This is a genomic window from Pseudomonas sp. JL23 (genome assembly GCF_056933585.1).
Genome location: NZ_CM167795.1, coordinates 2,083,945 through 2,109,181, shown reverse-complemented (window position 1 = coordinate 2,109,181; position 25,237 = coordinate 2,083,945). Strand labels below are relative to the sequence as shown.

At 60.0% G+C, this 25,237-nt stretch carries 21 protein-coding genes; 2 read left to right on the top strand and 19 right to left on the bottom strand.

The annotated features are described in order from the left end of the window. The 13 genes from AC1Z24_RS09900 to urtA all read right to left on the bottom strand — a co-directional run bounded on the left by AC1Z24_RS09900 (position 1) and on the right by urtA (position 13,929). Complete coding sequence (locus AC1Z24_RS09900; RefSeq protein WP_483745480.1) at positions 1-1,872, bottom strand: UvrD-helicase domain-containing protein; 1,872 nt, start codon at positions 1,870-1,872, stop codon at positions 1-3. Next, a complete protein-coding gene (locus AC1Z24_RS09895; RefSeq protein WP_483745479.1) occupies positions 1,869-4,235 on the bottom strand; it encodes an AAA family ATPase in 2,367 nt (788 codons plus the stop codon). Before AC1Z24_RS09895 ends, AC1Z24_RS09900 begins: the two co-directional genes overlap by 4 nt. Before the next feature lie 126 nt (positions 4,236-4,361). Beyond that, positions 4,362-4,703: an addiction module antidote protein gene (locus AC1Z24_RS09890; protein ID WP_483745478.1), complete on the bottom strand. Its 342-nt coding sequence runs from the start codon at positions 4,701-4,703 to the stop codon at positions 4,362-4,364. After that, positions 4,700-5,023, bottom strand: a complete 324-nt coding sequence (locus AC1Z24_RS09885; protein ID WP_483745477.1) for a type II toxin-antitoxin system RelE/ParE family toxin — start codon at positions 5,021-5,023, stop codon at positions 4,700-4,702. The genes AC1Z24_RS09890 and AC1Z24_RS09885 overlap by 4 nt, the downstream gene beginning before the upstream one ends. Positions 5,024-5,074: 51 nt before the next feature. Next, positions 5,075-6,322, bottom strand: a complete 1,248-nt coding sequence (locus AC1Z24_RS09880) for a tyrosine-type recombinase/integrase (protein ID WP_483745476.1) — start codon at positions 6,320-6,322, stop codon at positions 5,075-5,077. A gap of 221 nt (positions 6,323-6,543) precedes the next feature. Then, positions 6,544-7,014 carry a gas vesicle accessory protein GvpU gene (gene gvpU / locus AC1Z24_RS09875; RefSeq protein ID WP_259100769.1) on the bottom strand — a complete coding sequence of 157 codons (471 nt, stop codon included), beginning with the start codon at positions 7,012-7,014 and terminating at the stop codon, positions 6,544-6,546. 104 nt (positions 7,015-7,118) lie between these two features. Beyond that, complete coding sequence (locus tag AC1Z24_RS09870) at positions 7,119-7,466, bottom strand: FmdB family zinc ribbon protein (protein WP_483745475.1); 348 nt, start codon at positions 7,464-7,466, stop codon at positions 7,119-7,121. Between the two features lie 125 nt (positions 7,467-7,591). Continuing rightward, the gene (gene fmdA / locus AC1Z24_RS09865; protein ID WP_483745474.1) at positions 7,592-8,821 is read right to left on the bottom strand and encodes a formamidase; all 1,230 of its coding nucleotides are present in this window, start codon (positions 8,819-8,821) and stop codon (positions 7,592-7,594) included. A gap of 149 nt (positions 8,822-8,970) precedes the next feature. Beyond that, positions 8,971-9,660, bottom strand: a complete 690-nt coding sequence (gene urtE / locus AC1Z24_RS09860; protein WP_483745473.1) for an urea ABC transporter ATP-binding subunit UrtE — start codon at positions 9,658-9,660, stop codon at positions 8,971-8,973. 18 nt (positions 9,661-9,678) lie between these two features. Beyond that, a complete protein-coding gene (urtD, locus tag AC1Z24_RS09855) occupies positions 9,679-10,437 on the bottom strand; it encodes an urea ABC transporter ATP-binding protein UrtD (RefSeq protein ID WP_259100775.1) in 759 nt (252 codons plus the stop codon). Then, positions 10,434-11,600, bottom strand: a complete 1,167-nt coding sequence (gene urtC / locus AC1Z24_RS09850) for an urea ABC transporter permease subunit UrtC (protein ID WP_483745472.1) — start codon at positions 11,598-11,600, stop codon at positions 10,434-10,436. Before urtC ends, urtD begins: the two co-directional genes overlap by 4 nt. Before the next feature lie 10 nt (positions 11,601-11,610). Beyond that, positions 11,611-12,528, bottom strand: a complete 918-nt coding sequence (urtB, locus tag AC1Z24_RS09845; protein WP_259100777.1) for an urea ABC transporter permease subunit UrtB — start codon at positions 12,526-12,528, stop codon at positions 11,611-11,613. Positions 12,529-12,684: 156 nt separating this feature from the next. Then, positions 12,685-13,929 (bottom strand): urea ABC transporter substrate-binding protein, encoded by a 1,245-nt coding sequence (urtA, locus tag AC1Z24_RS09840; RefSeq protein WP_259100778.1) that lies wholly within the window; start codon positions 13,927-13,929, stop codon positions 12,685-12,687. A 354-nt stretch (positions 13,930-14,283) separates the two neighbouring features. Between urtA and AC1Z24_RS09835 the strand changes: the two genes are divergently transcribed. Together AC1Z24_RS09835 and AC1Z24_RS09830 are read left to right on the top strand one after the other, a co-directional pair. Further along, positions 14,284-17,673 (top strand): hybrid sensor histidine kinase/response regulator, encoded by a 3,390-nt coding sequence (locus AC1Z24_RS09835; protein WP_483745471.1) that lies wholly within the window; start codon positions 14,284-14,286, stop codon positions 17,671-17,673. Continuing rightward, positions 17,648-18,334 carry a response regulator gene (locus tag AC1Z24_RS09830; protein WP_483745470.1) on the top strand — a complete coding sequence of 229 codons (687 nt, stop codon included), beginning with the start codon at positions 17,648-17,650 and terminating at the stop codon, positions 18,332-18,334. The genes AC1Z24_RS09835 and AC1Z24_RS09830 overlap by 26 nt, the downstream gene beginning before the upstream one ends. Before the next feature lie 76 nt (positions 18,335-18,410). Here the strand turns inward: AC1Z24_RS09830 and AC1Z24_RS09825 are convergent, their stop codons facing one another. From AC1Z24_RS09825 to AC1Z24_RS09800, 6 genes are all read right to left on the bottom strand, one after another. Continuing rightward, complete coding sequence (locus AC1Z24_RS09825) at positions 18,411-19,352, bottom strand: LysR family transcriptional regulator (RefSeq protein ID WP_483745469.1); 942 nt, start codon at positions 19,350-19,352, stop codon at positions 18,411-18,413. A 69-nt stretch (positions 19,353-19,421) separates the two neighbouring features. After that, positions 19,422-20,297, bottom strand: a complete 876-nt coding sequence (locus tag AC1Z24_RS09820) for an aldose 1-epimerase (protein ID WP_483745468.1) — start codon at positions 20,295-20,297, stop codon at positions 19,422-19,424. A gap of 148 nt (positions 20,298-20,445) precedes the next feature. Continuing rightward, on the bottom strand, positions 20,446-21,726 hold the full coding sequence (locus tag AC1Z24_RS09815) for a TRAP transporter large permease (RefSeq protein ID WP_483745467.1): 1,281 nt from the start codon (positions 21,724-21,726) through the stop codon (positions 20,446-20,448). Then, entirely contained in the window at positions 21,727-22,254 is a 528-nt protein-coding gene (locus AC1Z24_RS09810) for a TRAP transporter small permease (RefSeq protein ID WP_483745466.1), read from the bottom strand. A 67-nt stretch (positions 22,255-22,321) separates the two neighbouring features. Continuing rightward, positions 22,322-23,296, bottom strand: coding sequence for a TRAP transporter substrate-binding protein (locus AC1Z24_RS09805; RefSeq protein ID WP_483745465.1), 975 nt, complete (start codon positions 23,294-23,296; stop codon positions 22,322-22,324). 355 nt (positions 23,297-23,651) lie between these two features. Further along, positions 23,652-24,920, bottom strand: a complete 1,269-nt coding sequence (locus AC1Z24_RS09800) for an OprD family porin (protein ID WP_483745464.1) — start codon at positions 24,918-24,920, stop codon at positions 23,652-23,654. Between the last annotated feature and the right edge of the window lie 317 nt (positions 24,921-25,237).

Here is a 25,237-nt window from a genome sequence, read left to right as displayed (position 1 = left end):
TCAGTTCGGAACGCCGACCACGACCTCTTCCGGCTCGAACCACTTTTCTCTCAGAACGAATTGACGAACTCGATCCGGCTGCGTCGAATAGGCCACTAACGCCAAGCTGCCTTCAGTTCGGCTGCACGTGACATAGAACAACCGCCGTGTGGATTCAACCGAGGTATCACCCGCGTCCTTCCCACCAAAGAGCTTCTCATAGCTAAACAGGAAGCCTCGGGCTTCGGCGTCGTCCATGATGACCATGACCCTCGGAAATTCCAGCCCCTTGACGCCTTGGTGCGTGTCGAAATGCGCCTTGCCGGAAACATAGGCGGCATAGGGCTCGATCTGTGAAAAAGGCGCCGCGAGAAATTTTTCAATCGCTGCTGCTCTTTCGGTCTGCCGATCGACGGCCTCATCTTCGCCGTCTTCCTGTATGGCATCCAGCGATACGTCGCGGTCAACATTTGGTCGGAGGGCGTCAGGCACGGCGAACAATCCACTGGACGCCACGTTGCGCAACACCTCGCCAAAATTCGGCTCGGCGCCGGCATGCCATAGTGACATCAGGCTGTTGATCGCTTCTTGCGCGTGCCGCAATTGCGTCGGTTGGTCCTCGGTGGCCCGAAGCTTGTCACCACTGAGGAGTGGAGACAGCGTTCGGACGATACGTGCGACAGCGAATCGATCATTGCGCCGCTGTGCGACCACCAGTGGTAGAAGTTGCTCGGAGAAGAAGCGCACAAGAGATAAGCTGCCGTCCAGAAGGCCCGTTCGGAAGCCCTCCACATCGTGGAGGGGAACGAACATCTCCAGGAATCCCATTCGCCGCGCTGCCATCCGATGCTCAAGGGTCAGGCTCTTGTAGGTCTCGGCGCTTTTCCATCCATCGTCCGCCGTAAGCATCGCCATGTGCGCTGCTACCGCCCGCTCGGCGGCGGGCTTGTCGGCAGTGTCACTGGGCACGACAAAGAGCCGGAGCAAGCCTTCGACACTGTCGGTACGGTGAACTTGCTCCTGGCCGTCAACAGACTTCCGAATCTGGTTGATCAGGCGGATTACGCGCTTAGGGCAGCGATGATTTAAGCGCTTCCCAGGCTTGGCCCAGTCACTCGGCAAGCTTTGCCCCAGTCCTTCTTTGCCATCACTGTAGATCCTCTGCATCATGTCCCCGAGCAGGCCGAGCGCGAAACTAGCCTTATGGTTGGACTGAACTGTGAACAAGGCATCGATCAGAAGTTTGTTGGTGTCTTGGCTCTCGTCGATCAGCAGGATTGGATAGCGCCCGACCAGGATGCTCTGCATCGCCGGCTTGGTCTGCAAGAAGGCGGCCGATATCTTGATGACTTCGCTATGGTTGAGCGCATCCCGACCCCGGTTGTCCCCTGAGGGGCTGTAGACGAAGCGGCGAACGGTATCCAAATTAGCGAGCCGGTTGCCCTTGGATACCATCTTGCTGATGCGCTCTGCCGACGCCTTGGTCCCGCTACGGCCTTTAGCCTCGAGTGCGTTTAGTTCTGCGATTTCCACGGCAAGATTTGTCCGCAGCCACACGCGGATATCGTGGTTCAAACCACTGATAAGAGACCAGGCAAAGCTGTGGATCGTCGAGACCGCAATGGTTTGGTCGAATTCCAAGCGGCGATTGATCTCGTCACACGCGGCATTGGTGTACGTAATGACCCCGACCCGCTGGCCACGGAACCGAAGCGTCTCCCCGTACGCCCGTCGTACATGATCGAGCGCCCTGACCAGTGAGCGTGTCTTGCCGGAACCCGCGCCAGCGAATAGGAAGAAACTTCGAGGCGCTGCAAGATCAAGGCACGCCGCAATCTCCTCATCGGCAGGATTGTCCAAATCGTTGTCTGTCGCATCCATGGCCGCTGTCATGCAGCCACCTTAGTCTTGCCAATGACATCCTGTTCCTTGCGCTTCAACTGAGCTGTGAGCCACGCAAGACCTTCATGAATATAGGCGGGTACTTTTAGCGTTTCGATCTTGTCGCTGTACAAAAGGTCGAGTGCGAATTCAGCTTTATTCCCCGACTTCAAGGCTGAGTGAACGGCCCCTGCTAAAGCATCCAGGTCTGCGCTATTCGCCAGGGCATCCCGAAATTTCGCAATGAGCCCATGGCCGGCCAGGTCGGCGAACAGGGCCGAATTCTCGTAGAGGAGTGCATCCTCGAAGGTATTTGCCAGTGCCTCGGCCGGAGGCTTCGATTTGAAGCCCAGCTTGATCGGTTGCTGATAGGCCACTCGTATCGCGTATCCGCTCGGATCTTCCTTGACAAGGTCAGCGTCGGTTTTGTCGAGCAGGCCATCCAGCGAGTCCTCGGCGGGAATCCACGACTTCAGTGTTTCATTCCGCGCCTTTTGGCCGCTGTTGCGCTTTGGCGGCAAGGCTGCACCCGACGTGCCATCTTTCGCATCGATGTCGGTCACGATCAACGTGGTGAGTCCAAGATGCTCAAGCAGCGGCTTGAGTCGGTGCGCATGGCTTCCGCCGATCTCCAGCCAGGTTATGTAGCAACGCCGCAGATACTCATAGTCGGGACGTTCGCGAACGAGATGCGGCACCAGGATTCGTTCTGCCGGCCCTTCGACCAGCACCGCGCCGTCCGCGAAGAACAGATCACAGTGTGTGGCTTTGAGATAGCGAGTGACGAACTGCTCGGTTGGGAGGGTCCCGCCAAAAACTTCCGAAAGGTTGACTACAGACGCAACCGGCACTGCACCCGCTTCGGCAGGCGCAGGTAGCCTGCGGAAGTACCGCAGGGAAGCGAATTCACATTCATGCGCGAGATGGCTGGAATGGGTGCTGACAACCAGTTGGGTTTTCAGAGCAGGAGCGTCGCCTAGTTGGGGATGTTTTCGGAGTACGGCATACGCCTGCTTGATGAACACTTGCTGCACCTGGGCATGCAAGTGTGCTTCCGGCTCTTCGACGAGCACAAGGTGAAGAGGAGGGACAAAACCGTCTTCAGCGGTGACGGAACTGCCGGCCTTGCCGACGCGCATCCACCTATCACGGAAGCTCATCAACCCGAACACCATCGAAACAAGGTTCTGGTATCCCAGGCCATTCGAGTCCTCCGGCAAGCGATGCCCCTTCGTCGGCTCGGCCAAATGCGTTGGCACTTCGTACTGAACAGCTGAGCCGTGGTTCAGGCTATCCGTTGGCTTGATCCGGGTAGTAATCGTCAGCTTCGGGTCTGTGACGCCTGGATAGCCAATGTGCTCTAGTTCCTTCAATGCAGCGGCAAAGCCCTCGGTGAGACGTGCTTCGAAGGCGGCTTCGGCCTCGTGGAGCGCCTGTAGTGCTTGCAGGTCACTGGGTTCCGGCTTGTCGTATGGGTCTAGGTGCTGCTGGTAGTACGAGCGCAGTTGCGCGGAGAGTTTTTTTCCGCCGCGCGACTCCTGCGGATCGAACTTGGAATCGTCCTCACCGGAAGTTCGCGTGGTACTGGCATGCCCGAAACCCCGTTGCGCACTGATCTCATCCACGCAGATCAGTGCCTTGAATGGATCTCCGTCGATCGGGTCGCTGTCGGGGGATAGCACCTGGGGCGTTGCCAAGCCTCCTTGTGGAGCTTTGAGTTCCGCCGGGTCCAGAAGGTAGGCGCGTACCATGAACAAGCCGCGCAATCGGCGGCCGAGGAAGTCCATCATGGATTGCGGCCAAAGCGAGAAGGTAAAGGTGGACACGGCTGGCGACACCGATGCCGTTTCGACGACCACGCCGGCACCATCTTCCGATTCCACGACAGCGGGGGCGGCGATGACGGCAAGCGGCTGTGCAAGCAGTTCGGCGATTGCCATTCTGGCCTTCAGGTACTCTCGTTGCAACGCTTCGCCATCCTTCGGTTCAAGGCGAAGGCGGACGCCGAGATGTCCTCCTGCCCAGTCCAACGTAGGAAGCAATTTCTGGACATAGTGCAGTTCGTTGTTCTGGACGTTCAGCCACACATCCAGGAACGGGAGAAGATCGCTCCAGTTGAGCGCAAGGGGCGGTTCACCGTTCTTGACGGCGGTTTCCCACTCTGCTGCCGATGCATTGATCTTCGTCCAATGCGAAAGGGTCAGGTCATTAACGTTGAACTCGGACGGTTCCACGAGGAATCGTCGAAGCGCGACCATTGCGGAAGTTTTCCCGCTGTTGTTGGCGCCGACGAAAACGGTCTTCTGTTCCGAGAAGTCTATGCGTACTGCCTTGAGTTTCCGGAAGTTGCCTACCTCAACGTGCTGGATGTGCATCTTCTCGTCCCCTTTTCTTAGTTATTAGTGGCGCGGTAGGAAGGACAAATCTGGCACCACCGCTGTCTGAATTATTTTGGCATTGGCAATGAACTACTCGTGGGCCGTTCGGACTTCTGAGTCAGATCAGTTGTATGCGGATACCGGCTCAGCCGGCGCAACAGACAACCGCATGCCAACGGCATGCAAAACCGCCAGTAAGGTTTTGAGCGTCGGGTTGCCTGTCGGTGACAGCGCCCGATAGAGCGCTTCACGGGTGATACCCGCCTCTTGGGCGACGGTTGCCAGTCCGCCGTAAGCCTCGGCCACGTCGCGCAGAGCGAGCAAGCCGACCGCGCGATGTTCCGCACTGTCCAGTTCTTCCAATGCGGATTTCAGGTACTCCACCGCAAAGCCTCGATCAGCACGCAACTCGGCAATGGTGGCTTCGTTATGGGAGACCGAGGCGGCATGTTTGCGATTGCTCATTTATTTCTCCGTTTCCAATCCAACCAGTATTCTTTGGCCCGTTGGATGTCCGCATCCTGCGAGCGCTTGTCGCCGCCACATAGCAGGATGACCAGCGTCGCGCCGTGCCGGCCGATGTACACGCGGTAGCCGGGGCCGATGTCCTCGCGTAGTTCCAGGACACCTTCGCCGACCGGCTTGATGTCGCCAAAGATGCCCAAGGACACCCGCCGGAAACGGATTTCCAGCTTTGCCCGGGCCCGCGCATCCCGCAGATCGACCAACCAGTCGGACAGCGGCACGGCACCATCCACGCGTTGATATCGCCGGACTTCAACCATGGCTCATGGCCTCATTGTAACTTATAAATTACAAACATAAAAACGAACTCCTCATGATGCAAGCCTGGTCGATATTGCCGGGCTGGTGGCTTGCGACGAGTCATACGGAGACTTCTTGCCGCGCTGCGCCTCCACCACGTTCTTGCGCCGATTCGCCACCAATTCGGCTGCTTGCCGCACCGGGCCATCCTCGATATGAACGTAGCGCATGAACATCACCACGGTCTTGTGCGCCGTCAGCGCCATGCCGACCTTGACTGGGATGCCCGAATTGGCAATGTCGGTCGCCGAGCGGTGGCGGATGCCATGCGTGCCCACATGCGCCGCATCCGCCGCCTTGAGGGCGCGGCTCCAACCGCCGTAATACTCGCCCGTGGTCAGGTGCTTTCCCGGGTGGCGCGGCGACGGCAGCACGTAGGGATTGCCTTCCAGCCGAGGTGCCGTCGAAAGCAATCGATAGGCTTCCTCGCTCATGGGCTTGGACATGCCGCCGGTCTTGCTGTCGGGCCAGACGACGCGCCGGTTCGCCAGATCGACCCAGTCCCATTCAAGCGTGACGATTTCGGAGCGGCGACCGGCGAACTCGAATTGCAGCCGGATCGCCAGAGGGATGACGTAGTTTTCCAAGGCCTCGGCTTCGATGTGGTCGAGCCGCCGGAACAGCTTGCCCATGTCCTCGTCGCTGATGAGGTGGGTGGACTTGCCGGCAGGGAACATCGGGACATGGCGGCAAGGATTGGTGCCGTCAGGCCGATAGCCCCACACCTCGGCCATATTGAACATCTTGCGCAAGACGCTGAAGACCTTGTTCGCCTCGGTCTGCTTGTACGAGAGTTTTTCCATCAGCCCCGCGATGTCGGGCCGCTTCAAGTCATGGACTTTCTTGCGGCCCAGCAGCGGGATGATGTTGCGGTCAATGACGCCTTGGTAGCCGACCTGCGTGCTGGGCTTGTTGCGCTTCTTGGAGTAGTCCTCCATGAACTTCTTGCACAGCTCCGCGACGGTGGGGGCCTGACGCGCCTCGGCCTTCTCTGTGGCAGGATCACCGCCCCGGCGAACCTGGGCCAACCACTCCTGCGCCAGAGACCGCGCTTGTTCGACGGTCAGTTCCCCGTACAGCCCCAGCGAAGGCTTGCGGCGCTCGCCAGCGTTCGTGCGGTACTGAAGCATGAACACCTTGCGGCCCGCTGGGGTAATCTTGCATAGGAAGCCGGGCACCAGCGTATCCCGGAGTTCGACGGCCTGCGCCTGGGGTTGTGCCGCATCGACAGCGGACTTAGTGAGTTTGATCTTAGCCATGATGACTCCTCGGAAAGACCTGGATTCCAAGAGCCGGATAGGAGCCGGGCGGTCGGAAGTCAGGTCAGGTTTCGGAAAGCACCGGCATATGTTGAACTCGCCTAAGCCATTGATAAACCTGCTGTATCGGGCTGCGGCGTAGTCCAGCGAATTTCGGTGCTGGAGTCATCGTGAAATAAAAAAGCCCCGGCAATGGCCAGGGCTTCGCGTTTTTCAACTCATCACTGCCTGACGATACGGCCAATGGTAAAGCCGTCCACCGCCGCAATCCGCCCGCGCCACAGGGTGCCGGCTTCGCAGATCGGGTCCTGGTTGGTCGAGTAGGTCTTGCAGTCTTTCAAGTGGATAAAGTGGAACGCCGGGGTATCTTCCGCCGACTCGCCGGGCCTGAAGGACAGGATCATTTCCTTCATCGAGGCATCGGTGCCGTTATGGAACTTGCCGAACGGCGCGGAAATATCCTCGGCCAGTTGTTCGAAGTAAGCATCGTGGGAAATCAGATGACCGGACACCAGGTTGCCACCCACCGACAGGGTGATACCCATTTCAACCTTGGTGTTGGCGACAAATTTCACAAGCCACTGCAACAACCAGTCAATCTGCTTGCCTTGCCATTTGAACTGGGCGATCACGTCATCGTGATTCTGGCCGGGCAACGGTTGTGATTGTTGTACTTGATCTTCATCTGCCATTTTCAAAGCTCCTTGCCATGCAAAGTAATGAGCCCAAGCCAAACATCGGACCGGACGAATACCAACCATAGCCGCTGCTCATGACTATCGCGAGTCGATCTGTCTCAGTGGCTTATCATCCAGGGTCTTCCGGCCGTCTTGCCTTTGAGGGCATGGGGGTTGGTTTTGCTGGGCGCCACGGCCTTGCTCGGCCCGCAACAGCTGCACCCGCCGGGGTGGCGTTTGCTGTCCTGATATTCGGCGACGGTCTTGGGCGCGTTGGCGCTGCGCTCATTGGTTTCGATGGCCCGGCGTTTATTCCCTGAGACAGTGCTCAGGCCCGGCGCCGAGAGGATCACGCGCATGCTCGAAGCACCACATTCGGGGCAGGCACAGGCCAGACCGCTTTCGGCCATGGGACGCAGGGCGGTGAAATCGCCGCAGCTGGGGCAGTCGTATTCGTACATGGGCATGGAAAGGCTCCTGACTGTAAGCGCTTGGATGTTGCTTTTGTAGGACCGGCCGGGCGGCGCTCCGCTTTAGCCGGGAGATCGCCCTCCCGGCTAAAGCCGGTCCTACAGGATGGCGCGGTGGTGCGTTACAAATCGTAGGCAATCGGCAGATCAACCAACCCGTCAATGAACCTGGTCGGGCCATTGGCGTTGGGGTTGATGTCAAACTGGAAGATCTCGGTAGGCAGCCACAGGGTCGCGCAGGCGTTGGGGATGTCCACCACGCCGCTGATATGCCCCTGCACTGGTGCCGAGCCGAGCAGCGCGTAGCCCTGGGCCGGTGAGTAGCCGAACTTGGTCAGGTAGTTGATCGCGTTCAGGCAGGCCTGGCGATAGGCGATGTTGACGTCCAGGTAGTGCTGCTTGCCCTGCTCGTCCACCGAGATACCTTCGAAGATCAGGTATTTGTTGTAGTTGGGCACGATGGGGCTGGGCTTGAACACCGGGTTCTTGATGCCGTACTTGGCCATGCCGCCCTTGATCAATTCGACGCGCATATGCACCCAGCCGGCCATTTCGATGGCGCCGCAGAAGGTGATTTCACCGTCGCCCTGGCTGAAGTGCAGGTCACCCACCGAGAGCCCGGCGCCGTCGACATAGACCGGGAAGAACACCTTGGAGCCCCGTGACAAATCCTTGATATCGCAGTTGCCGCCATGCTCGCGCGGCGGCACGGTGCGTGCACCCGTGGCTGCGGCCATGTCCCGGGCAGGGCCCTTGAGCTTACCCAGGTGCGCGGTCTTGGCATGGGGCGGATTGGCCAGAGGCGGCACGCGGGTCGGGTCGGTGTCGATCAGTTCCTGTTCGCGCTTGTTCCACTCGGCGAGCATCTTGTGATCCGGCAGGCAGCCGATCAGCCCAGGGTGAATCAACCCGGCGAATTCGACGCCGGGAATGTGCCGGGAACTGGTCATCATGCCCTTGAAGTCCCAGATGGCTTTCTGTGCCGACGGGAAATGATCGGTCAGGAAGCCGCCACCGTTCTGTTTAGAGAAGAAACCGTTGAAGCCCCACTGGGAGTCGGCACGGGCGCCGATATCCAGCAGGTCCACCACCAGCAGGTCACCCGGCTCGGCGCCATGCACGCCGACCGGGCCGGACAGGTAATGCACGGTGGACAGATCGACGTCACGCACATCGCTGGCGTCGTCATTATTCTTGATGGCGCCGGCGGTCCAGTCGTAGGTTTCCAGAATGAAGTCGTCCCCCGGTTTGACCCAGCAAGCCATGGGGATATCCGGGTGCCAGCGGTTGTGGATCTGCTCGTTTTCAGTGACCGGCTGGTTGAGGTCGACTTTGATCAGGGTTTCGGTCATGGCGTTGCTCCTTGAGGTTGAGGTTCAAACCGACGGGTTTTGGGTGACCCCTTCGCGGGCAAGCCTCGCTCCCACAGACCCCATACTTTGTGGGAGCGAGGCTTGCCCGCGAAGAGGCCAGCACAGACAACAAAGTTTCAACTTGCTCGTTAAACCGAGAGATACCGACTGATCGTCGCTTCATCGACATTGGCCCGGGTCTCTTCGACGACGAAGCGGCCCTTCTCGATGACCAGGAAGCGGTCGGCGATGTCCAGGGTGAAAGACAGCACCTGCTCCGAGACGACGATGGTCAGGTTGCGCAGGTTGCGGATCTCTTTGAGGGTGCGGGCGATGTCCTTGATGATCGACGGCTGGATGCCTTCAGTGGGCTCGTCCAGCAGCAGCACCTTGGGGTTGGTCGCCAGGGCGCGGGCAATCGCCAGTTGTTGCTGCTGGCCGCCGGAGAGGTTGCCGCCACGGCGACCGCGCATGTCGTAGAGCACCGGGAACAACGCGTAAAGGTCTTCAGGCACAATGCCCCGGGCCGATGCCGGCAGGCCGGTCTGGATATTTTCCAGCACGCTCATGGCCGGGAAAATCATTCGCCCTTGAGGTACATAGGCCATGCCGTGCTCGACCCGGGAGTGGGTCTCCATAGCCGAGACGTCCACGCCTTCGACCTTCACCTGCCCGGCCCACTGCGGCAAGATGCCCATCAGGCTCTTGAACAGAGTGGTCTTGCCCATGCCGTTGCGGCCCATGACCGCGACTATCTCGCGTTTCTCGACGCTCAGGTCCAGGCCATGGAGGATCTGGCTCTGGCCGTAGCCGCAGGCCAGTTGACTGATAGTGAACATGCCGTGCTCCTTGATGGCTCAGTGGCCCAGATAGACTTCGATGACTTTCGGGTTTTTCTGCACCGACTCCATGCTGCCTTCGGCCAGGACCTTGCCTTGATGCAGCACGGTGACCTTGTGGGCGATGCTCTTGACGAATTCCATGTCGTGTTCGATGACCAGCACCGAGCGGCCCTGGCTGATACGATTGAGCAGGTCGGCGGTCTGCGCCCGCTCGCTGACGCTCATGCCCGCCACCGGTTCGTCGAGCATCAGCAGTTCCGGGTCCTGCATGAGCAGCATGCCGATCTCCAGCCACTGCTTCTGGCCGTGGGAAAGCAGCCCGGCCTGCTGTTGCAACAGCTCGCCGAGAAAGATATCCGCCGCCACTTCCTCGACCCTGGCCACCACTTGCGCGGTGCGCTGAAAGAACAGCGCGCCGAATACGGTGCGGCCCTTGGGGAAGGACATTTCCAGGTTCTCGAACACCGTGAGGTTGTCGTAGATGGACGGGGTCTGGAACTTGCGCCCTACCCCGGCGCGGACGATGTCGTACTCGCGCATGCCGGTCAGCTCGCGACCGTCGAACTGAATGCTGCCGCTGGTGGCGCGGGTCTTGCCGCAGATCAGGTCAAGTACCGTGGTCTTGCCTGCGCCGTTGGGGCCGATCACTACCCGCACTTCGTTGCGGTCGATATACAGGTTGAGGGAGTCGACCGCCTTGAAGCCGTCGAACGACACGGTCAGGCCCTCGATGGCCAATACCGGTTTGTTCATCTGGAAGCCGACGGCGCTCATGGTTGAGTCTCCAGGGCAGGTGCCACTGGCTTGGCAGCCTCGGCAGATTTAGTCGGCAGCGGCGCCGGGGGCGTCCTGGATTTGCTGATCTGCGCCAGCCATTTACGCCCGTGGCTTTCCCACAGACCGGCCAGGCCGTTGGGGAAGTACATGACCACGGCGATGAACAGCCCGCCCATCAGGTACAGCCATAGTTCCGGGAAGGATTCGGAGAAGTAGGTCTTGCCGTAGTTGACCAGCAGCGAGCCCCACACCGCACCGAGCAGCGACATGCGCCCGCCTACGGCGGCAAAGATCACCATCTCGATGGACGGCACGATGCCGACGAAGGACGGCGACATGAAACCCACCTGCAAGGCGAACATCGCCCCGCCAATGGCCGAGAAACCGGCGGCCACGCAATAGACAAAGATCTTGAAACTGGCCACGTCATAGCCGGAGAAGCGCACCCGCTCTTCCTTGTCGCGCATGGCCATCAGCAGGCGACCGAGCTTGGAAGCGAGGATGAATTTGCCGATGAGGATGCAGCCGAACAGCAGGACCGCATTGATGAAATACAGCACCAGCTTGGCGCTATCAGTGCGGATGTCCCAGCCGAGCAGGGTCTTGAGGTCGGTGATGCCGTTGACCCCGCCAGTCAGGCCTTGCTGGCCGATGATCAGCACGGTGAGGATCAGCGCGATAGCCTGGGTGACGATGGAGAAATACACATCACCCACCCGGCGCTTGAACATCGCCACGCCAATTACCAGGGCCATGATCACCGGCACCGCGACCACCGCAAACACGGTGAAGGTGAAGCTGTGAAAGGGAATCCACAGGCCGGGCAGCTCGGTGATCTGGTTCCAGTCCATGAAGTCCGGGATGCCGGGGGTCGACTGGATCTTGGTGCTTTGCGGGTCCGAGGCTTCGAGTTTGAGAAACATCGCCATGCAGTAACCGCCCAGGCCGAAGAACACGCCCTGGCCAAGGCTGAGAATGCCGCCATAGCCCCAGCACAGCACCAGGCCCACAGCGACGAAGGCGTAGGTCAGGTATTTGCCAACCATGTTCAGGCGAAAGGCGTCGAGCAACAGCGGGAACACCACAAAGATCAGCGCCGCGAGCACCGCAAGGCCAATCACGCCCTGCCGACCGCCGAGGAGTTTGTTTAACGCATTCATCTGCCTGCTCCTATTTACGAACTTTGCTTGCGAACAACCCTTGCGGGCGCATCAGCAGGATCAGGACCACGGTGGACAGGGTCAGCACCTTGGCCATGGAGCCACTCATGAAGAACTCCGAGATCGACTGGGTCTGGGCGATGGCAAAGGCCGAGGCAATGGTGCCGAGCAGGCTTTGCGCGCCACCGAAGACCACCACCAGGAAGGTGTCGACGATGTACAGGGAGCCGGCGGTCGGGCCGGTGGAGCCGATGGTGGTGAAGGCCGCACCGGCGACACCGGCGACACCGCAGCCGAGGGCGAAGGTCATGCGGTCGACCTTGCGGGTATTGATCCCCACGGCGCGACTCATCACCCGGTTCTGCACCGTGGCGCGCACATGCAAGCCCCAGCGAGTGCGGTAGAGCATCAGGAAAATGGTCGCGGTGAGCAGCACCGTCAGGCCCATGACGAACAGGCCGTTGCGCGGGATCTCGATGGTGTCGCTGACATTCACCGCGCCCATCAGCCATTCCGGCGGCGTGGCACTGACCTCACGGGCACCGAAGATCGAGCGGAAGGCCTGCTGCATGAACAGCGACAGGCCCCAGGTTGCCAACAGGGTGTCCAGGGGGCGGTGATACAGGCGACTGATCATCGCCCACTCCACCACCCAGCCGATGGCACCGGCCACCACGAACGACAGCGCGATGGCGAAGAAAAAGTAGTAGGGCTGCATCGACGGCATGAAGTGCAGGGTCAGGCTGGACAGGATGTAGGTGGTGTAGGCGCCGATGGTGAGGAACTCACCGTGGGCCATATTGATCACACCCATCTGCCCGAAAATAATCGCCAGTCCCAGGGCCATCAACAGCAGCACGCAGAACACGGAAAGCCCGTTGAACCCCTGCATGGCCGCGATGGCGCCAAATTCCGATAGCCATTGCATGGTGGGCCCCCTTCGAGAACGATATGAATTTGAAAATGGTGGTTGGGGGCTTAGCTGCAAGCTGCAAGCTTCGAGCTTCGAGCAGAAGCGGACTTACGTTGCTCTTGCTTCTGCTTGCAGCTCGCAGCTCATAGCTCGCAGCTGCCGCACAGCGGCCTATTGATAACCTTTGGGAAACGGATTCGGCTCAATCAGATCCGACTCGTAAACCACCTTGAACTGGCCGTTGGGCAGGACTTCGCCGATGCGGGTCTTGCTCCACAGGTGATGGTTTTCGTGGATCTTCACGTAGCCTTCCGGCGCGGTCTTCAGTTCGATGCCTGGGGATGCAGCGACCACTTTGTCGACGTCGAAGCTGCCGGCTTTCTCGACGGCGGCTTTCCACAGCCATGGCCCGAGGTAGGCGGCCTGGGTCACGTCGCCCATCACCGAATCCTTGCCGTACTTGGCCTTGAAGGCTTCGACGAAGGCTTTGTTGTTGGGGTTGTCCAGGCTCTGGAAGTACTTCATGGAGGCGTAGAAGCCGGCCATGTTTTCGCCGCCGATGCCCAACAGTTCATCCTCGGTTACCGACAGCGTCAGCAGGTTCTGCTTCTCGGCAGTAACGCCGGCGGCTTTCAGCTGTTTGTAGAAGGCGACGTTGGAGCCACCGACCACGGCGGCGAAGACCACGTCAGGCTTTTTCAGCTTGACCTTGTTGATCAGCGAACCGAATTGCGTGTTGCCCAGCGGGTAGTAGTCCTCCCCGACCACAGTGCCGTGCAGGACATTTTCGATGTGCTTGCGGGCGATCTTCATCGAGGTGCGCGGCCAGATGTAGTCCGAGCCGATCAGGTAGAAGGACTTGGCACCCTTGGTCTTGGCGATCCAGTCGAGGCTGGCGAGGATCTGCTGGGTAGCTTCCTGGCCGGTATAAATCACGTTTTTCGACTGCTCCAGGCCTTCATAGAAGGTCGGGTAGTAGAGCAGGCCGTTTTCCTTCTCGAACACTGGCAGCACCGCTTTGCGCGAGGCCGAGGTCCAGCAGCCGAACACGGTGGCAACCTTGTCGCCGACCAGCAGCTTCTTGGCTTTCTCCGCGAAGGTCGGCCAGTCCGAAGCGCCGTCTTCCTGGATCACCTTGATCTGCCGGCCGAGGATACCGCCCGAGGCGTTGATCTGATCGATGGCCAGGCGTTCGGCCTGAATCGAACCGGTCTCGGAAATCGCCATGGTGCCGGTGGCCGAGTGCAACTGGCCGACCGTCACTTCGGTGGGGGTTACTGCCAGCCCGGTGGTGTTGGCGTCATCGGCCATGGTCACCTGGCTGAACACTCCGGCAGCAATCAGCGAGAGCGCAGCCGCGCCCAACGCCAGCCGCCGAGGGAACAAACGTTTCGCGCCCGTCAGTCGTAAATCCATGTTGCCGCTCCTGTGCTTGTGGTTCGCCGCAACCAAGCCGGTCAAGGCCCGGTTGCGAGGTTGGAGCAAGCATGGGGGCGACCCGCAAAAGCGGGTATACGCACCATGACGTAGCGGCGTACGTCATTTGACGTAGGGTCGGGAACTTTCGGCTTTGGCATCATCGCGCAGGCATTGCTATGTGGGAGCGTGGCTTGCCCGCGAAAGCAATGTGTCAGGCAATAGAGATTGATCGGATGTACCGGCCTCTCGCGGGCAAGCCACGCCCAACACCCAACACCCAACACCCAACACCCAATAAATCATCGGGCACGAACCTTGCTGCTCGATCCCACTCCATCAGGAATCACCCACGTGCGACCTTCCGGCTCTCAACGCATCGTCAAGGTGCGCCGTGATTACAACAGCCTGGTCGCCGACGAGACCATGGAGGACTACGCCCTGCGGTTTACCCCCAAGTCGTTTCGCAAATGGTCGGAATTCCGTATCGCCAATACCGCCGTGGGCGCGGTGTCGTTTCTGGCGCTGGAGGCCATCGGCGGCGCGCTGGTGATGAGTTACGGTTTCACCAATACGCTGTGGGCGATCATTGCCATGATGGCGGTGATCTTCCTCACCGGTCTGCCGATCAGCTACTACGCCGCGCGCTATGGCGTGGACATGGACCTGCTGACCCGTGGCGCGGGCTTCGGCTATATCGGCTCGACCATCACCTCGCTGATCTACGCCAGCTTCACCTTCCTGTTCTTCGCCCTGGAAGCGGCAATCATGGCCCTGGCCCTGGAGCTGTATTTCCATATCCCCCTGGCCCTGGCCTATGTCATCTGCTCGATCATCGTCATCCCGCTGGTGGCCTACGGCATCACCCTGATCAGCCGCCTGCAGATGTGGTCGCAACCGCTGTGGCTGACCCTGTTGATCGTGCCGTACGTGTTCGTGATCTGGAAAAATCCCAGTGCCTTCGGTGATTTCCCCAGTTTTTCCGGGCGCGAAGGCGAAGGCGGCACTTTTAACCTGCTGTTCTTTGGTGCGGCGTTCAGCGTCGCCCTGTCCCTGGTCACGCAGATCGGCGAACAGGTCGACTACCTGCGCTTCCTCCCCGAAAAGACCCGGCGCAACCGCCGCCGCTGGTGGACCGCCCTGCTCATGGCCGGGCCCGGCTGGGTCATACCCGGTGGCCTGAAGATCATGGCCGGGGCCTTCCTGGCCTTTCTCGCCCTGCAACATGAAGTGCCCATCGAGCGCGCTGCCGAGCCGACCCAGATGTACCTGGTGGCCTTCCGTTATGTGTTCGCCTCGCCGGAGTGGGCGCTGGCAGCCATGGTCCTGTTCGTGATCATTTCCCAGATCAAGATCAACCTGACCAACGCCTACGCCGGGTCCCTGGCCTGGTCGAACTTCTTTGCCCGGGTCACCCACAGCCATCCGGGACGCGTCGTGTGGCTGGTGTTCAACGTCGCCATCGCCCTGATTCTCATGGAGCTGGGGGTGTTCGACGCCATCGAGCAAGTGCTGGGCCTGTACGCCAACGTTGCCATTGCCTGGATCGGCACTCTGGTCGCCGATCTGGTGATCAACAAGCCTCTGGGCCTGTCGCCAAAACATATCGAGTTCAAGCGCGCGCACCTGTACGACATCAACCCGGTGGGCGTCGGCGCCATGGCGGTGGCCTCATTGCTGTCCATCTGTGCCCACTTCGGTGCATTCGGCGCCCTCGCCCAGGCCGCACCGCCACTGATTTCCCTGTGCACCGCGCTGGTGGTGGCGCCGTTGATCGCCTGGCTGACCAAAGGCCGCTACTACATTGCCCGCACCAGTGCGCCGGAGTTGCTGTACCCCACCGGGCCGCATAGCACTTTGCACTGCGGCCTGTGCAGCAACGCCTTCGAGACCCCGGACATGGCGTGGTGCCCGGCCTATGGCTCGCCGATCTGTTCGTTGTGCTGCTCCCTGGATGCCCGTTGCGCCGACCAGTGCAAAAGCCGCGCGCGGCTGTCCATGCAGTTCGAGGACCTGGTCAGCCGCCTGTTACCGCACCTGCCGCGCAAGTACCTGCATACCCGCCTGGCGCAATATCTGGGCTTGATGAGCATGCTGGTGCTGATGCTTTCCGGGGCCTTGGCGCTGATTTACAGCCAGGTTGCCCATGGCCTGATCGACCAGTCGCCGCAGGTTCATCACACCCTGCAACTGGCCTTTCTCAAGGCGTTTTTCACCCTCTGCGTGTTCGCCGGGATCCTCGCCTGGTGGGTCATCCTGACCCGTGAAAGCCGCCGCGTGGCCCTGGAGGAATCCGAGCGCCAGACGGTGCTGCTGATGCAGGAAATCGACGCCCACTTCAAGACCGACCAGGCTCTGCAACAGGCCAAGGAAGCCTCGGAGGCGGCCAATGCTGCCAAGAGCCGCTATGTCACCGGGCTGTCCCACGAACTGCGCACGCCGCTCAATAGCATTCTCGGCTTTACCCAGATCCTGCAACGCGACGCCGCCACCCCGGCGCGGCATCAGGATTCCCTGGCCACCATCATGCGCAGCAGCTCGCACTTGCTGTCCTTGATCGATGGTCTGCTCGACGTCGCCAAGATCGAAGCCGGCAAGCTGCGTCTGGAGCCTTCGGAAATTCTCTTTCAGGAATTCCTCCACGACCTGGAGCAGATGTTCGCCCCCACTGCGCGGGAGAAAGGCCTGGGCTTTCGCCTGGATCTGCTCGGGCGCATGCCGGCGGTGGTGCGCGGCGACGAAAAGCGGGTGCGGCAGATCCTCATCAATCTGCTGGGCAACGCGGTGAATTTCACCGACAGCGGCGAGGTTTGCCTGCGGGTCAGCTATCGCCGGGAAACGGCGATATTCGACATTATCGACACCGGTATCGGCATCGCCCCGGAGCAGATCGAACGGATCTTTCAGCCGTTCGAACGGGGGGGCCTGGTGCGCCAGGACAACGGCGTCGGCCTGGGCCTGACCATCACCCGCATGCTCACTTCGCTGATGGGCGGCGCACTGTCGGTGACCAGTCAACCCGACGAAGGCACACGCTTTCAGGTGCGGCTGTTTCTCTCGGAAGTCCGGGTGCCCAAGGCGGTGATCCATGTCGAGCATGACGTGATCGGCTACGACGGCCGCAAGCGCCTGATTCTGGTGGTGGATGACCATATCGAGCATCGGCGGATCATCAGCGGCATGCTCGCCCCCCTGGGCTTTGATATTGCAGAAGCGGCCAATGGTCAGGAGGCCATCCGCCAAGTCTCGCTGCTGCATCCGGACCTGATTCTCATGGACCTGTCGATGCCGGACATGGACGGTTGGGAAACCAGTCGCCTGATCCGCCGCAATGCCCTGTCCCTGGCGCCGATCATCATTCTCTCGGCCAATGCCAACCCGTTCAGCGACGGCCTGCCCCCGGTCTGCAACGACTACCTGGCCAAGCCCGTGCATGTGCCGCAGCTGCTCGAACGTATCCAGCAGCACCTGCATCTGAGCTGGCGCCATCAACTGCGCCCTGCCCCGCAGGTCAAGGCGCCCTGGCACCTGCCGCCGCGCCAGGATCTGGAAGACCTCTACGAACTCTGCGGCCTGGGCTATGTGCGCGGGATCCAGCACAAACTCGACGCCATCGAACGCGACAGCAGCGCCAGCGCCGGTTTCGTCGCCGACCTGCGCCAACTTGCCAAGGGCTTTCGCCTGGATGAACTCAGCCTGCAACTCAAGGAGGCCCTCAATGGACACCCAGACTCAACCTGCTGATAACGGCGTGATCCTGATCGTCGACGACACCCCGGATAACCTGGCGCTGCTTTCCGATGCCCTCGACGAAGCGGGCTACATGGTGCTGGTGGCATTGGACGGCAACAGTGCGCTGAACCGCATTCAGCGCCGCCGCCCCGACCTGATCCTGCTTGACGCGCTGATGCCGGGGCTGGACGGTTTCGAGACCTGCCGACGGATCAAGGCCCAACCCGAGACGGCGAATATACCGGTGCTGTTCATGACCGCGCTAACCGACAGCGAGCATGTGGTCAAAGGCTTCGAAGCCGGGGCCATCGACTACGTGACCAAGCCCATCCAGTGCAATGAAGTGCTGGCCCGGGTCGCCTCACACCTGCGCACCGCGCGTATCCTGCAGGCCGCGCGTCAGGCCTCGCAGTCCGTGAGCCTGGGCTTCGACGACAAACCCGCCTACGGCAAGCTGTCGAGCCGCTTCCAACTCACCGAACGGGAAATCGAAGTGCTGCGCTGGGTGTCCTGCGGCAAGACCAACAAGGACATCGGCGACATCCTGCAGTTGAGCCCGCGCACGGTGAACAAGCATCTGGAGCATATCTACATCAAGCTGGGCGTTGAAACGCGCACTGCGGCTACGTCAGTGGCATTGGCAGCGATGACGGAACGGGTACAGAGCTGCTGACACACCCATATCCCACAGAAAATCGCACTATTTCAGATAGTCAGGATGTTTTTGATAAGCTGCCATCCACCTAACTCTAAATAAGCCCCTGCTCGGCACACACCTTGATCACCTGCTCACGAAACCAGCCATTGGCATCGTCGCTGTCGGCATGTTCACTCCAGACCATGTCCAGAGTGAAACCCGGCAGGTCCACCGGCAGCTCGCACACCGCCAGCCACGGTTCGTTACCGAGCAGTGTCTGAATGCGTCGTGGCAGGGTCAGGATCAGGTCGGTATCAGGGAGCATCTGCAGGGCCGCTGCATAGCTGTTGGCCCGGGCCACCACCTGGCGTTCCTGACCGTGTTTCTGCAGCCAGGTGTCGACCAGATTGGTATCGGAGGTCCAGGGCACTGGGTAGACATGAGGTCGGGAGACAAAGGTAGCGACATCGATGGCCGGTTTGTGCGACGCCGTCTTGCGATCCATCACGCAGACCAGATCGTCCTCCAGCAGCACCTGGCTCGACAGCCCCGTAGGGATATCCTGGAAGTCTGGGCCAAAACACAGGGCCAGGTCCAGGTAGTCATCGCGCAGGCCACCTACCGGAAGCTGCTTCTCCAGGGTGCGCACTTCCACGGTCACATCGAAGCCTGAACCAATGAAATTGCGCATCAGGTGCGGCAGAACCAGCAGCTCGAAGTATTCCGGGGCGTAGACGGTGAACATGGTCTGGCGCTGCACCGGGTCGAACATGCGCAGGCCGGACTCACAGGATTCGATATGGTGCAGGATCGACTGCACATGACTGCGCATGGCCGTGGCCTTGCGCGTCGGGCGCATGCCGTTGCGCGTGCAGATGAATAGCTCATCCTGAAAATGCATGCGCAGTTTCTTCAGGCAGTGGTTGGCCACTGAAGGGTTCAGATGCAGGGCATCACAAGCCAGGGTCAGGTTGCGTTGCTCGAAGACCGCAGCAAACACAAGGAAGTCCTGCACATCCAGCTTTCTCAAAGCATTCGCATTATTGTTTTGCATGAGAGTCGCCTCATGGACACGGCAGCCGAAAACCGGCAAGTCCGCTCCCACGATAACATCAAAATGCAATCACGCCAGTCTCAGATAAGTCAGGCTCCACTCCAGGCTGGCCTGCTGCCCCTGCGCCAACAAGCGCAGGCCCGGCCGGCCCGACAAATGGTGGGCATTGACCGGATGACTGACCGGTTCGAAACAGAAGAAGTCCTTGCCCTGCGGGCAGAACAGCATGAAGCAGTCGCTGCCACGGGCTTGGCCGTGTAGCTGATAACCGGCGTCGGTCTGGGTGATCAGGCACTCACCATCCCACTCGGTAAAGGCGTTATCCACGCTGTCCGGTAGCGGGTTGCTGTGCTGCAAGTCCCACTCGGACGGTATTTCGCTCAGGCGCTCCGACAGCCCGTCACCGTCACACAACCACACGCCCCCGGCCCGTACCTGCAGGCGGGTCTGTTGGGTGCGCGGCAGATAAGGGTGCAGACCCAGACCGTACCAGGCAGAGCCTTCACCCAGATGGGTGACCTGCAAACTGATGCGCAGCGCCCCGCCCTCCAGCTCGAAACGCTGACGCGCCCGATAGGGGAATGGCTGGGTAGACTCCAGCTCAAGGGTGGCGCTCAAACGGTCCTGCTCGACCAGTGTCCAGGCTTGCTGCCAGGCGCTGCCATGGATCGGCAGCGGATCGCCCGGACTGTTCGCGGGCAATGCCAGCCAACCATCGGGCTGCTGGAAACCGCCCCGACCAATGCGGTTGGACCAGGGCAGCAACGGATAACAGGCCAGCCGTCGGGGCGAGCGTTCGGCCCGGTCGCCCTCGCTGCTGTGACGCAACAACCAGTGACCGCCCTCCAGGGCCAGCCAGTTGACGATACTGCCGCCGGTTTCAGGAGAGAGGGTCAGGCGGGTGATGCTGTTTTCCAGGGTAATGATCGGGGGTAGACGAGGCATGGATGAGATTTTCCTAAACAGCATGGAGATCGTTGGAGCGAGGCTTGCCCGCGAAGAGGCCGTTACACCCGACCTATATTTCGAGATAGAAACAACGCCTTCGCGGGCAAGCCTCGCTCCTACAAAGTCAGACTCATCAAGATAACGATCACAAAACCAGATGCGGCAACCACAGCGAAATTGCCGGAATATAGGTCACCAGCATCAGCACAATGAACAGCACGCCATAGAACGGCAGCAGCGCCTTGACCGTCGCTTCGATACTGACCTTGCCCACCGCCGAGCCGACGAACAGCACCGCGCCCACCGGCGGCGTGATCAGGCCGATGCCCAGGTTGACCAGCATGATCATGCCGAACTGCACCGGGTCGACGCCGATGCCGAGGATCACCGGCATCAGGATCGGCGTCAGGATCAGGATCAGCGGCGCCATGTCCATCACAGTACCCAGCAGCAACAACATGACGTTGATGCACATGAGAATCACGTAACGGTTGTCCGACAGGGTCAGGAACATCGTGGTGATTTTCGCCGGGATCTCCATCAGGGTCATGATGTAGCCGAAGCTGGAGGCAAAGCCGATCAACAGCATGACGATGGAAATGGTCCGCACCGTGCGGTGCATCAGCTTGGGCAGCTCGCGCCATTTGTAGTCGCGGTAGATGAACATGGTCACGAAGAATGACCAGAGTACAGCGATCGCCGCCGACTCGGTGGCGGTGAAAATCCCCGAGAGAATGCCGCCGAGAATGATGACCATGGCCATCATGCCCCACAGGGCTTCGCCGCAGATTTTCAGCGCCTGCTTGAGCGGAATCACTTCACCCTTGGGGTAGTTGCGCTTCCTGGCGAAGATCAGACACAGCACCATCAGGCAGGCGCTCATCAACAGGCCCGGAACAATCCCGGCCATGAACAGCGAGGCAATCGATACGGTGCCCCCCGCTGCCAGGGAGTACAGCACCGAGTTATGACTGGGCGGTGTCAGCAAGGCCTGCACCGAACCGCTGACCGTCACCGCCGTGGAGAAATCCCGGGGATAACCGTTGCGCTCCATCTCCGGAATAAGCACCGAGCCTACGGACGCCGTGTCTGCCACGGACGAGCCGGAAATCGCCCCGAAAAAGGTCGAGGCCATGATATTGACCAGGGACAGGCCGCCACGGACAAAACCCACCAGCACCCCGGCAAACGCCACCAGACGCCGGGACATGCCGCCCTCGGCCATGATCGCCCCGGCCAGAACGAAGAACGGGATCGCCAACAGGGAGAACTTGTTCACGCCCCCGGCGACCTGAATCATCATCGCCGAGAACGGAATGTCGATCCACCAGGCGCCGATCAGCGCAGACATGCCCAGGGCAAAGGCCACCGGTACGCCGATGAGGATCAGCGCGATAAAACTGCCCAACAGGATGAATGCATCCATTTATGCCGCCCCTTCGCTTTCTTCTACCAGGTCGAAACGCACGACCCGGCGATTGCTTTGGTCGCCCAGAAAGAGTTTTTCCAGGACGAAGATCAAAGTCAGGAAACCACCCACGGGAATCGGCAGGTAAGTGACACCGACGCGCAACGCGGGCAGCGAGCCAAGGAACTGATTCCAGGTGGCGGCGCACAGCTTGATGCCCCAGATCGTCATGAACAGGCAGATGATCGCCATGAATATTTGCGTCAGGATGCTGACCCAATGCCGGACGGACGGCTGCATACGATCGGTGAGCATGGCCACCGCCATGTGCGCACCGGCGCGGTAGCTGGCGGCGGCGCCGATAAAGGTAAACACCATCATCAGCAGAATCGCCGTGGGCTCCGGCCAGCCGGAGCCGGAGCCCAGTACGTAACGAGCAAAGATGCCCCAGGGGATGATCAGCGAGATAGTCAGGACCGCCAGACCGGCGACCCAGATACAAGCCATGTAGATCTTGTCGTTGAGGCGTAGCAGCGTGTTTTTCATCAGGCTTCACCGTGAGAAGCACGCCGGGCGCGGGGCCGGGCGTGCAGAGGCGTCAGGGGAGACAGGCTTACTGAACGGCGTCGATGCGCTTGATCAGCTCGGCGAACTGCGCGCCGTATTTGTCCCGCACCGGCTGGGTGGCATCGAAGAAGGGTTTCTTGTCCACCGTGATGAATTCCACGCCGGCGGCCTTGAGCTTCTCTTCGGCACTGGCCGACTTGGCGTCCCACAGGATGCGCTCTTCCATCTGCGCATCACGGGCGGCCTTTTTCACCAACGCCTGCTCTTCGGGTTTGAGCTTGTCCCAAGTGGTTTTGGACATGACCACCGGTTCCGGCAGGATCAGGTGCCCGGTCAGGGTGTAGTACTTGGCGTTCTGGTAGTGGTTGTGTTCGAGCAGGGTTGGCGGGTTATTCTCGGCGCCATCGATCACCCCGGTCTGCAGGGCGCTGAAGATTTCCCCGGTGTCCATGGCGATGCCGTTGCCGCCCATGTCATTGATGGTGTCGATAAACAGAGGGTTGCCCTGAACGCGGATTTTCATGCCCTTGAGATCGGCCAGGGAGCGCACCGGCTTCTTGGTGTACAGGTTGCGCGTGCCGCCGTCCATCCAGGCCAGGGCGACCATTTTCGTATCGGAGTTGGTGATCTTGTCGAGGATCTCCTGACCTATCTCGCCGTCGATGATCTTGCGCATATGGGCCTGGTCACGGAACACGAACGGCATATTGAACACGTTCACTTCCGGCACCACCGGTCCTACTACCCCAAGGCTGACCCGAGCCATCTGGATGGCACCCAGTTGCACCTGCTCGATCACCTCTTTCTCGGAGCCGAGCACGCCGCCGGCGAACATCTTGAAACTGATATCGCCCTTGCTCTCTTTCTCCAGGACTTTGCCCATATTGCTTTCGGCGACCACGGTGGGGTAACCGGCGGGATGAATTTCGGCGAACTTGATCTTGGTCTCGGCCTGAGCCGACGCCGCCAGGCACATGGCGAGGGGAAGTGCAGCGACGAGGAAGGTGCGTTTGAAGTCCATGGATATCTCCGGTGTTGTTATTTTTATGTGTCATCCGTTGTCGTATGACATCAGAGGATTATTGACGGACAGGCAAGTTTGTCAACGTGGCATGTATTGACCTGACTCACTTGATTGATCAGGGTTGCAGCCAAGGCCAATAACGCTCTTATCAAGATTGATCGTCTTAATCCTGTTACAACCGCCAAGTTTCGGAAATAATTAGTTACATAACATTATCCCATGCAACTACCTGAGTCATGAAATCCTGTGGGACCGGCTTTAGCCGGGAAGGGGACGGGATAGTAGATGACTTTTATGTCAGCACCCATTGCCTTCCCGGCTGAAGCCGGTCCCACATAGTCAGCAAGCAGGCTTAAAGCAACGAAATCGGATAACTGATAAAGATCCGGTTCTCGTCAAACTCGTTGGTGCTGAAGTCCCGACGCATGCTGGAGTTGCGCCAGCGCAGGCTGAGGTTCTTGAACGTACCGCTCTGGAACACGTAGGCCAGTTCCGACTCGCGCCCCCATTCCTTGCCGTCGGTGATGGTGCCGGTGTGCACGTTGTCGCCGCTGATGTAGCGGTTCATCAGGGTCAGGCCGGGCACACCGAACACCGCGAAGTCGAAGTCATGGCGCAGTTGCCAGGAGCGTTCCTGGGCGTTGTCGTAGCTGGCGTTGTAGCTGTCGTTGGCCAAGGTTCCGCCGCTGGTGCCGTTGACCCGCATCCACGCGCTGTCGCCGGTCAGGCGTTGCAGGCCGACGTAGAAGGTGCTGCCACCGTACTTGGCCGAAAGCAGCGCATAGCGGGTCTTGTTGTCCATTTCCCCGGCCAGTTTGCGGCCGTCTTCCTTGCCGATGAAGTAGCCCAGGTTGGCGCCCAGAGTCCAGTCGCCGAAGGTCTGTTTATGCAGCAGGTTGAGGAATTCCTGTTGGTAGATATCTTCCAGCTGCGAGTACCAGACGCCAACCTGAGTGCGCTTGTCGTTGAAGCTGTATTCACCGCCGCCGAAGTTGAAACGGTCCGAGGTGAAGGCGCCTTTGCCGTTCATCGACATGTCTTCCATGCTCGCGTCGTTGCGCGGGCTGTTGCCACGAAACTGACCGCCGTAGACCGTCAGGTTGGCGATCTCCTTGGAGGTGATCTGCCCGCCACGGAAGGTCTGCGGCAGGGAACGGCCGTCATCCGAACGCAGAATCGGCAGCACCGGCATCCATTCGCCGACCTTCAGTTCGGTGTTGGAGACCTTGGCCTTGAGCGCCACGCCCAGGCGACCGAAGTTGTCCGCCGGGCGCCCGTCATCGTGAATCGGCAGCAACTGCGTGCCCCCGGTGCCCTTGCCGCCATCGAGCTTTTGCGAATACAGCCCCAGCACATCGACACCGAAACCGACCCAGCCCTGAGTGAAACCGGACTTGGCGTCGAGAATGAAGTTCTGCGTCCATTCCTCGGCGTAGTTCTGCGGCGCCCGGCTCGACGGGTAGGCGGGATTGGTGAAGTTGCGGTTGAAGTAGGCGTTGCGCAGGTTAAGCGTGGCTTTGCTGTCTTCCAGAAAGCCTTCGGCCTGGCTCAACATAGGCATGAACAAGGCCATGCCGCTGGCCCCCAGAAGAACCAGTGAACGAGTATTGGGAGTTGTCATTATTGTTGTGCTCCTTTTTTAGACAAAGCGAACCCTGCTGTCGTTATTAATAAGCGACAGGCAATAGAAGTATCTTGAGTGCCCTGTAATTCAGGGCGCTAAAACTACCGATCGAACTAACCGAAGGCAGAATCGCAGGCACATAACTGCCATGAATAATGCTTGATCCGCCAGGGGGATAGAGAGGAAATAAAACGAGAAAGAGGACTACCTGGGAGAGAAGGTGCAATGCAGATGTCGGACTCAAGGGTCATAATGACATTCCCTGTTATTTTATTTTTATTGTTGTCATACGTCGTCGTACAACATTTTCAGGG

Bases quoted from the DNA above. Each gene is read 5' to 3' on its own strand.
- AC1Z24_RS09900 (WP_483745480.1), bottom strand. From the start codon at position 1,872: ATGACAGCGGCCATGGATGCGACAGACAACGATTTGGACAATCCTGCC.
- AC1Z24_RS09895 (WP_483745479.1), bottom strand. From the start codon at position 4,235: ATGCACATCCAGCACGTTGAGGTAGGCAACTTCCGGAAACTCAAGGCA.
- AC1Z24_RS09890 (WP_483745478.1), bottom strand. From the start codon at position 4,703: ATGAGCAATCGCAAACATGCCGCCTCGGTCTCCCATAACGAAGCCACC.
- AC1Z24_RS09885 (WP_483745477.1), bottom strand. From the start codon at position 5,023: ATGGTTGAAGTCCGGCGATATCAACGCGTGGATGGTGCCGTGCCGCTG.
- AC1Z24_RS09880 (WP_483745476.1), bottom strand. From the start codon at position 6,322: ATGGCTAAGATCAAACTCACTAAGTCCGCTGTCGATGCGGCACAACCC.
- gvpU (WP_259100769.1), bottom strand. From the start codon at position 7,014: ATGGCAGATGAAGATCAAGTACAACAATCACAACCGTTGCCCGGCCAG.
- AC1Z24_RS09870 (WP_483745475.1), bottom strand. From the start codon at position 7,466: ATGCCCATGTACGAATACGACTGCCCCAGCTGCGGCGATTTCACCGCC.
- fmdA (WP_483745474.1), bottom strand. From the start codon at position 8,821: ATGACCGAAACCCTGATCAAAGTCGACCTCAACCAGCCGGTCACTGAA.
- urtE (WP_483745473.1), bottom strand. From the start codon at position 9,660: ATGTTCACTATCAGTCAACTGGCCTGCGGCTACGGCCAGAGCCAGATC.
- urtD (WP_259100775.1), bottom strand. From the start codon at position 10,437: ATGAGCGCCGTCGGCTTCCAGATGAACAAACCGGTATTGGCCATCGAG.
- urtC (WP_483745472.1), bottom strand. From the start codon at position 11,600: ATGAATGCGTTAAACAAACTCCTCGGCGGTCGGCAGGGCGTGATTGGC.
- urtB (WP_259100777.1), bottom strand. From the start codon at position 12,528: ATGCAATGGCTATCGGAATTTGGCGCCATCGCGGCCATGCAGGGGTTC.
- urtA (WP_259100778.1), bottom strand. From the start codon at position 13,929: ATGGATTTACGACTGACGGGCGCGAAACGTTTGTTCCCTCGGCGGCTG.
- AC1Z24_RS09830 (WP_483745470.1), top strand. From the start codon at position 17,648: ATGGACACCCAGACTCAACCTGCTGATAACGGCGTGATCCTGATCGTC.
- AC1Z24_RS09825 (WP_483745469.1), bottom strand. From the start codon at position 19,352: ATGCAAAACAATAATGCGAATGCTTTGAGAAAGCTGGATGTGCAGGAC.
- AC1Z24_RS09820 (WP_483745468.1), bottom strand. From the start codon at position 20,297: ATGCCTCGTCTACCCCCGATCATTACCCTGGAAAACAGCATCACCCGC.
- AC1Z24_RS09815 (WP_483745467.1), bottom strand. From the start codon at position 21,726: ATGGATGCATTCATCCTGTTGGGCAGTTTTATCGCGCTGATCCTCATC.
- AC1Z24_RS09810 (WP_483745466.1), bottom strand. From the start codon at position 22,254: ATGAAAAACACGCTGCTACGCCTCAACGACAAGATCTACATGGCTTGT.
- AC1Z24_RS09805 (WP_483745465.1), bottom strand. From the start codon at position 23,296: ATGGACTTCAAACGCACCTTCCTCGTCGCTGCACTTCCCCTCGCCATG.
- AC1Z24_RS09800 (WP_483745464.1), bottom strand. From the start codon at position 24,920: ATGACAACTCCCAATACTCGTTCACTGGTTCTTCTGGGGGCCAGCGGC.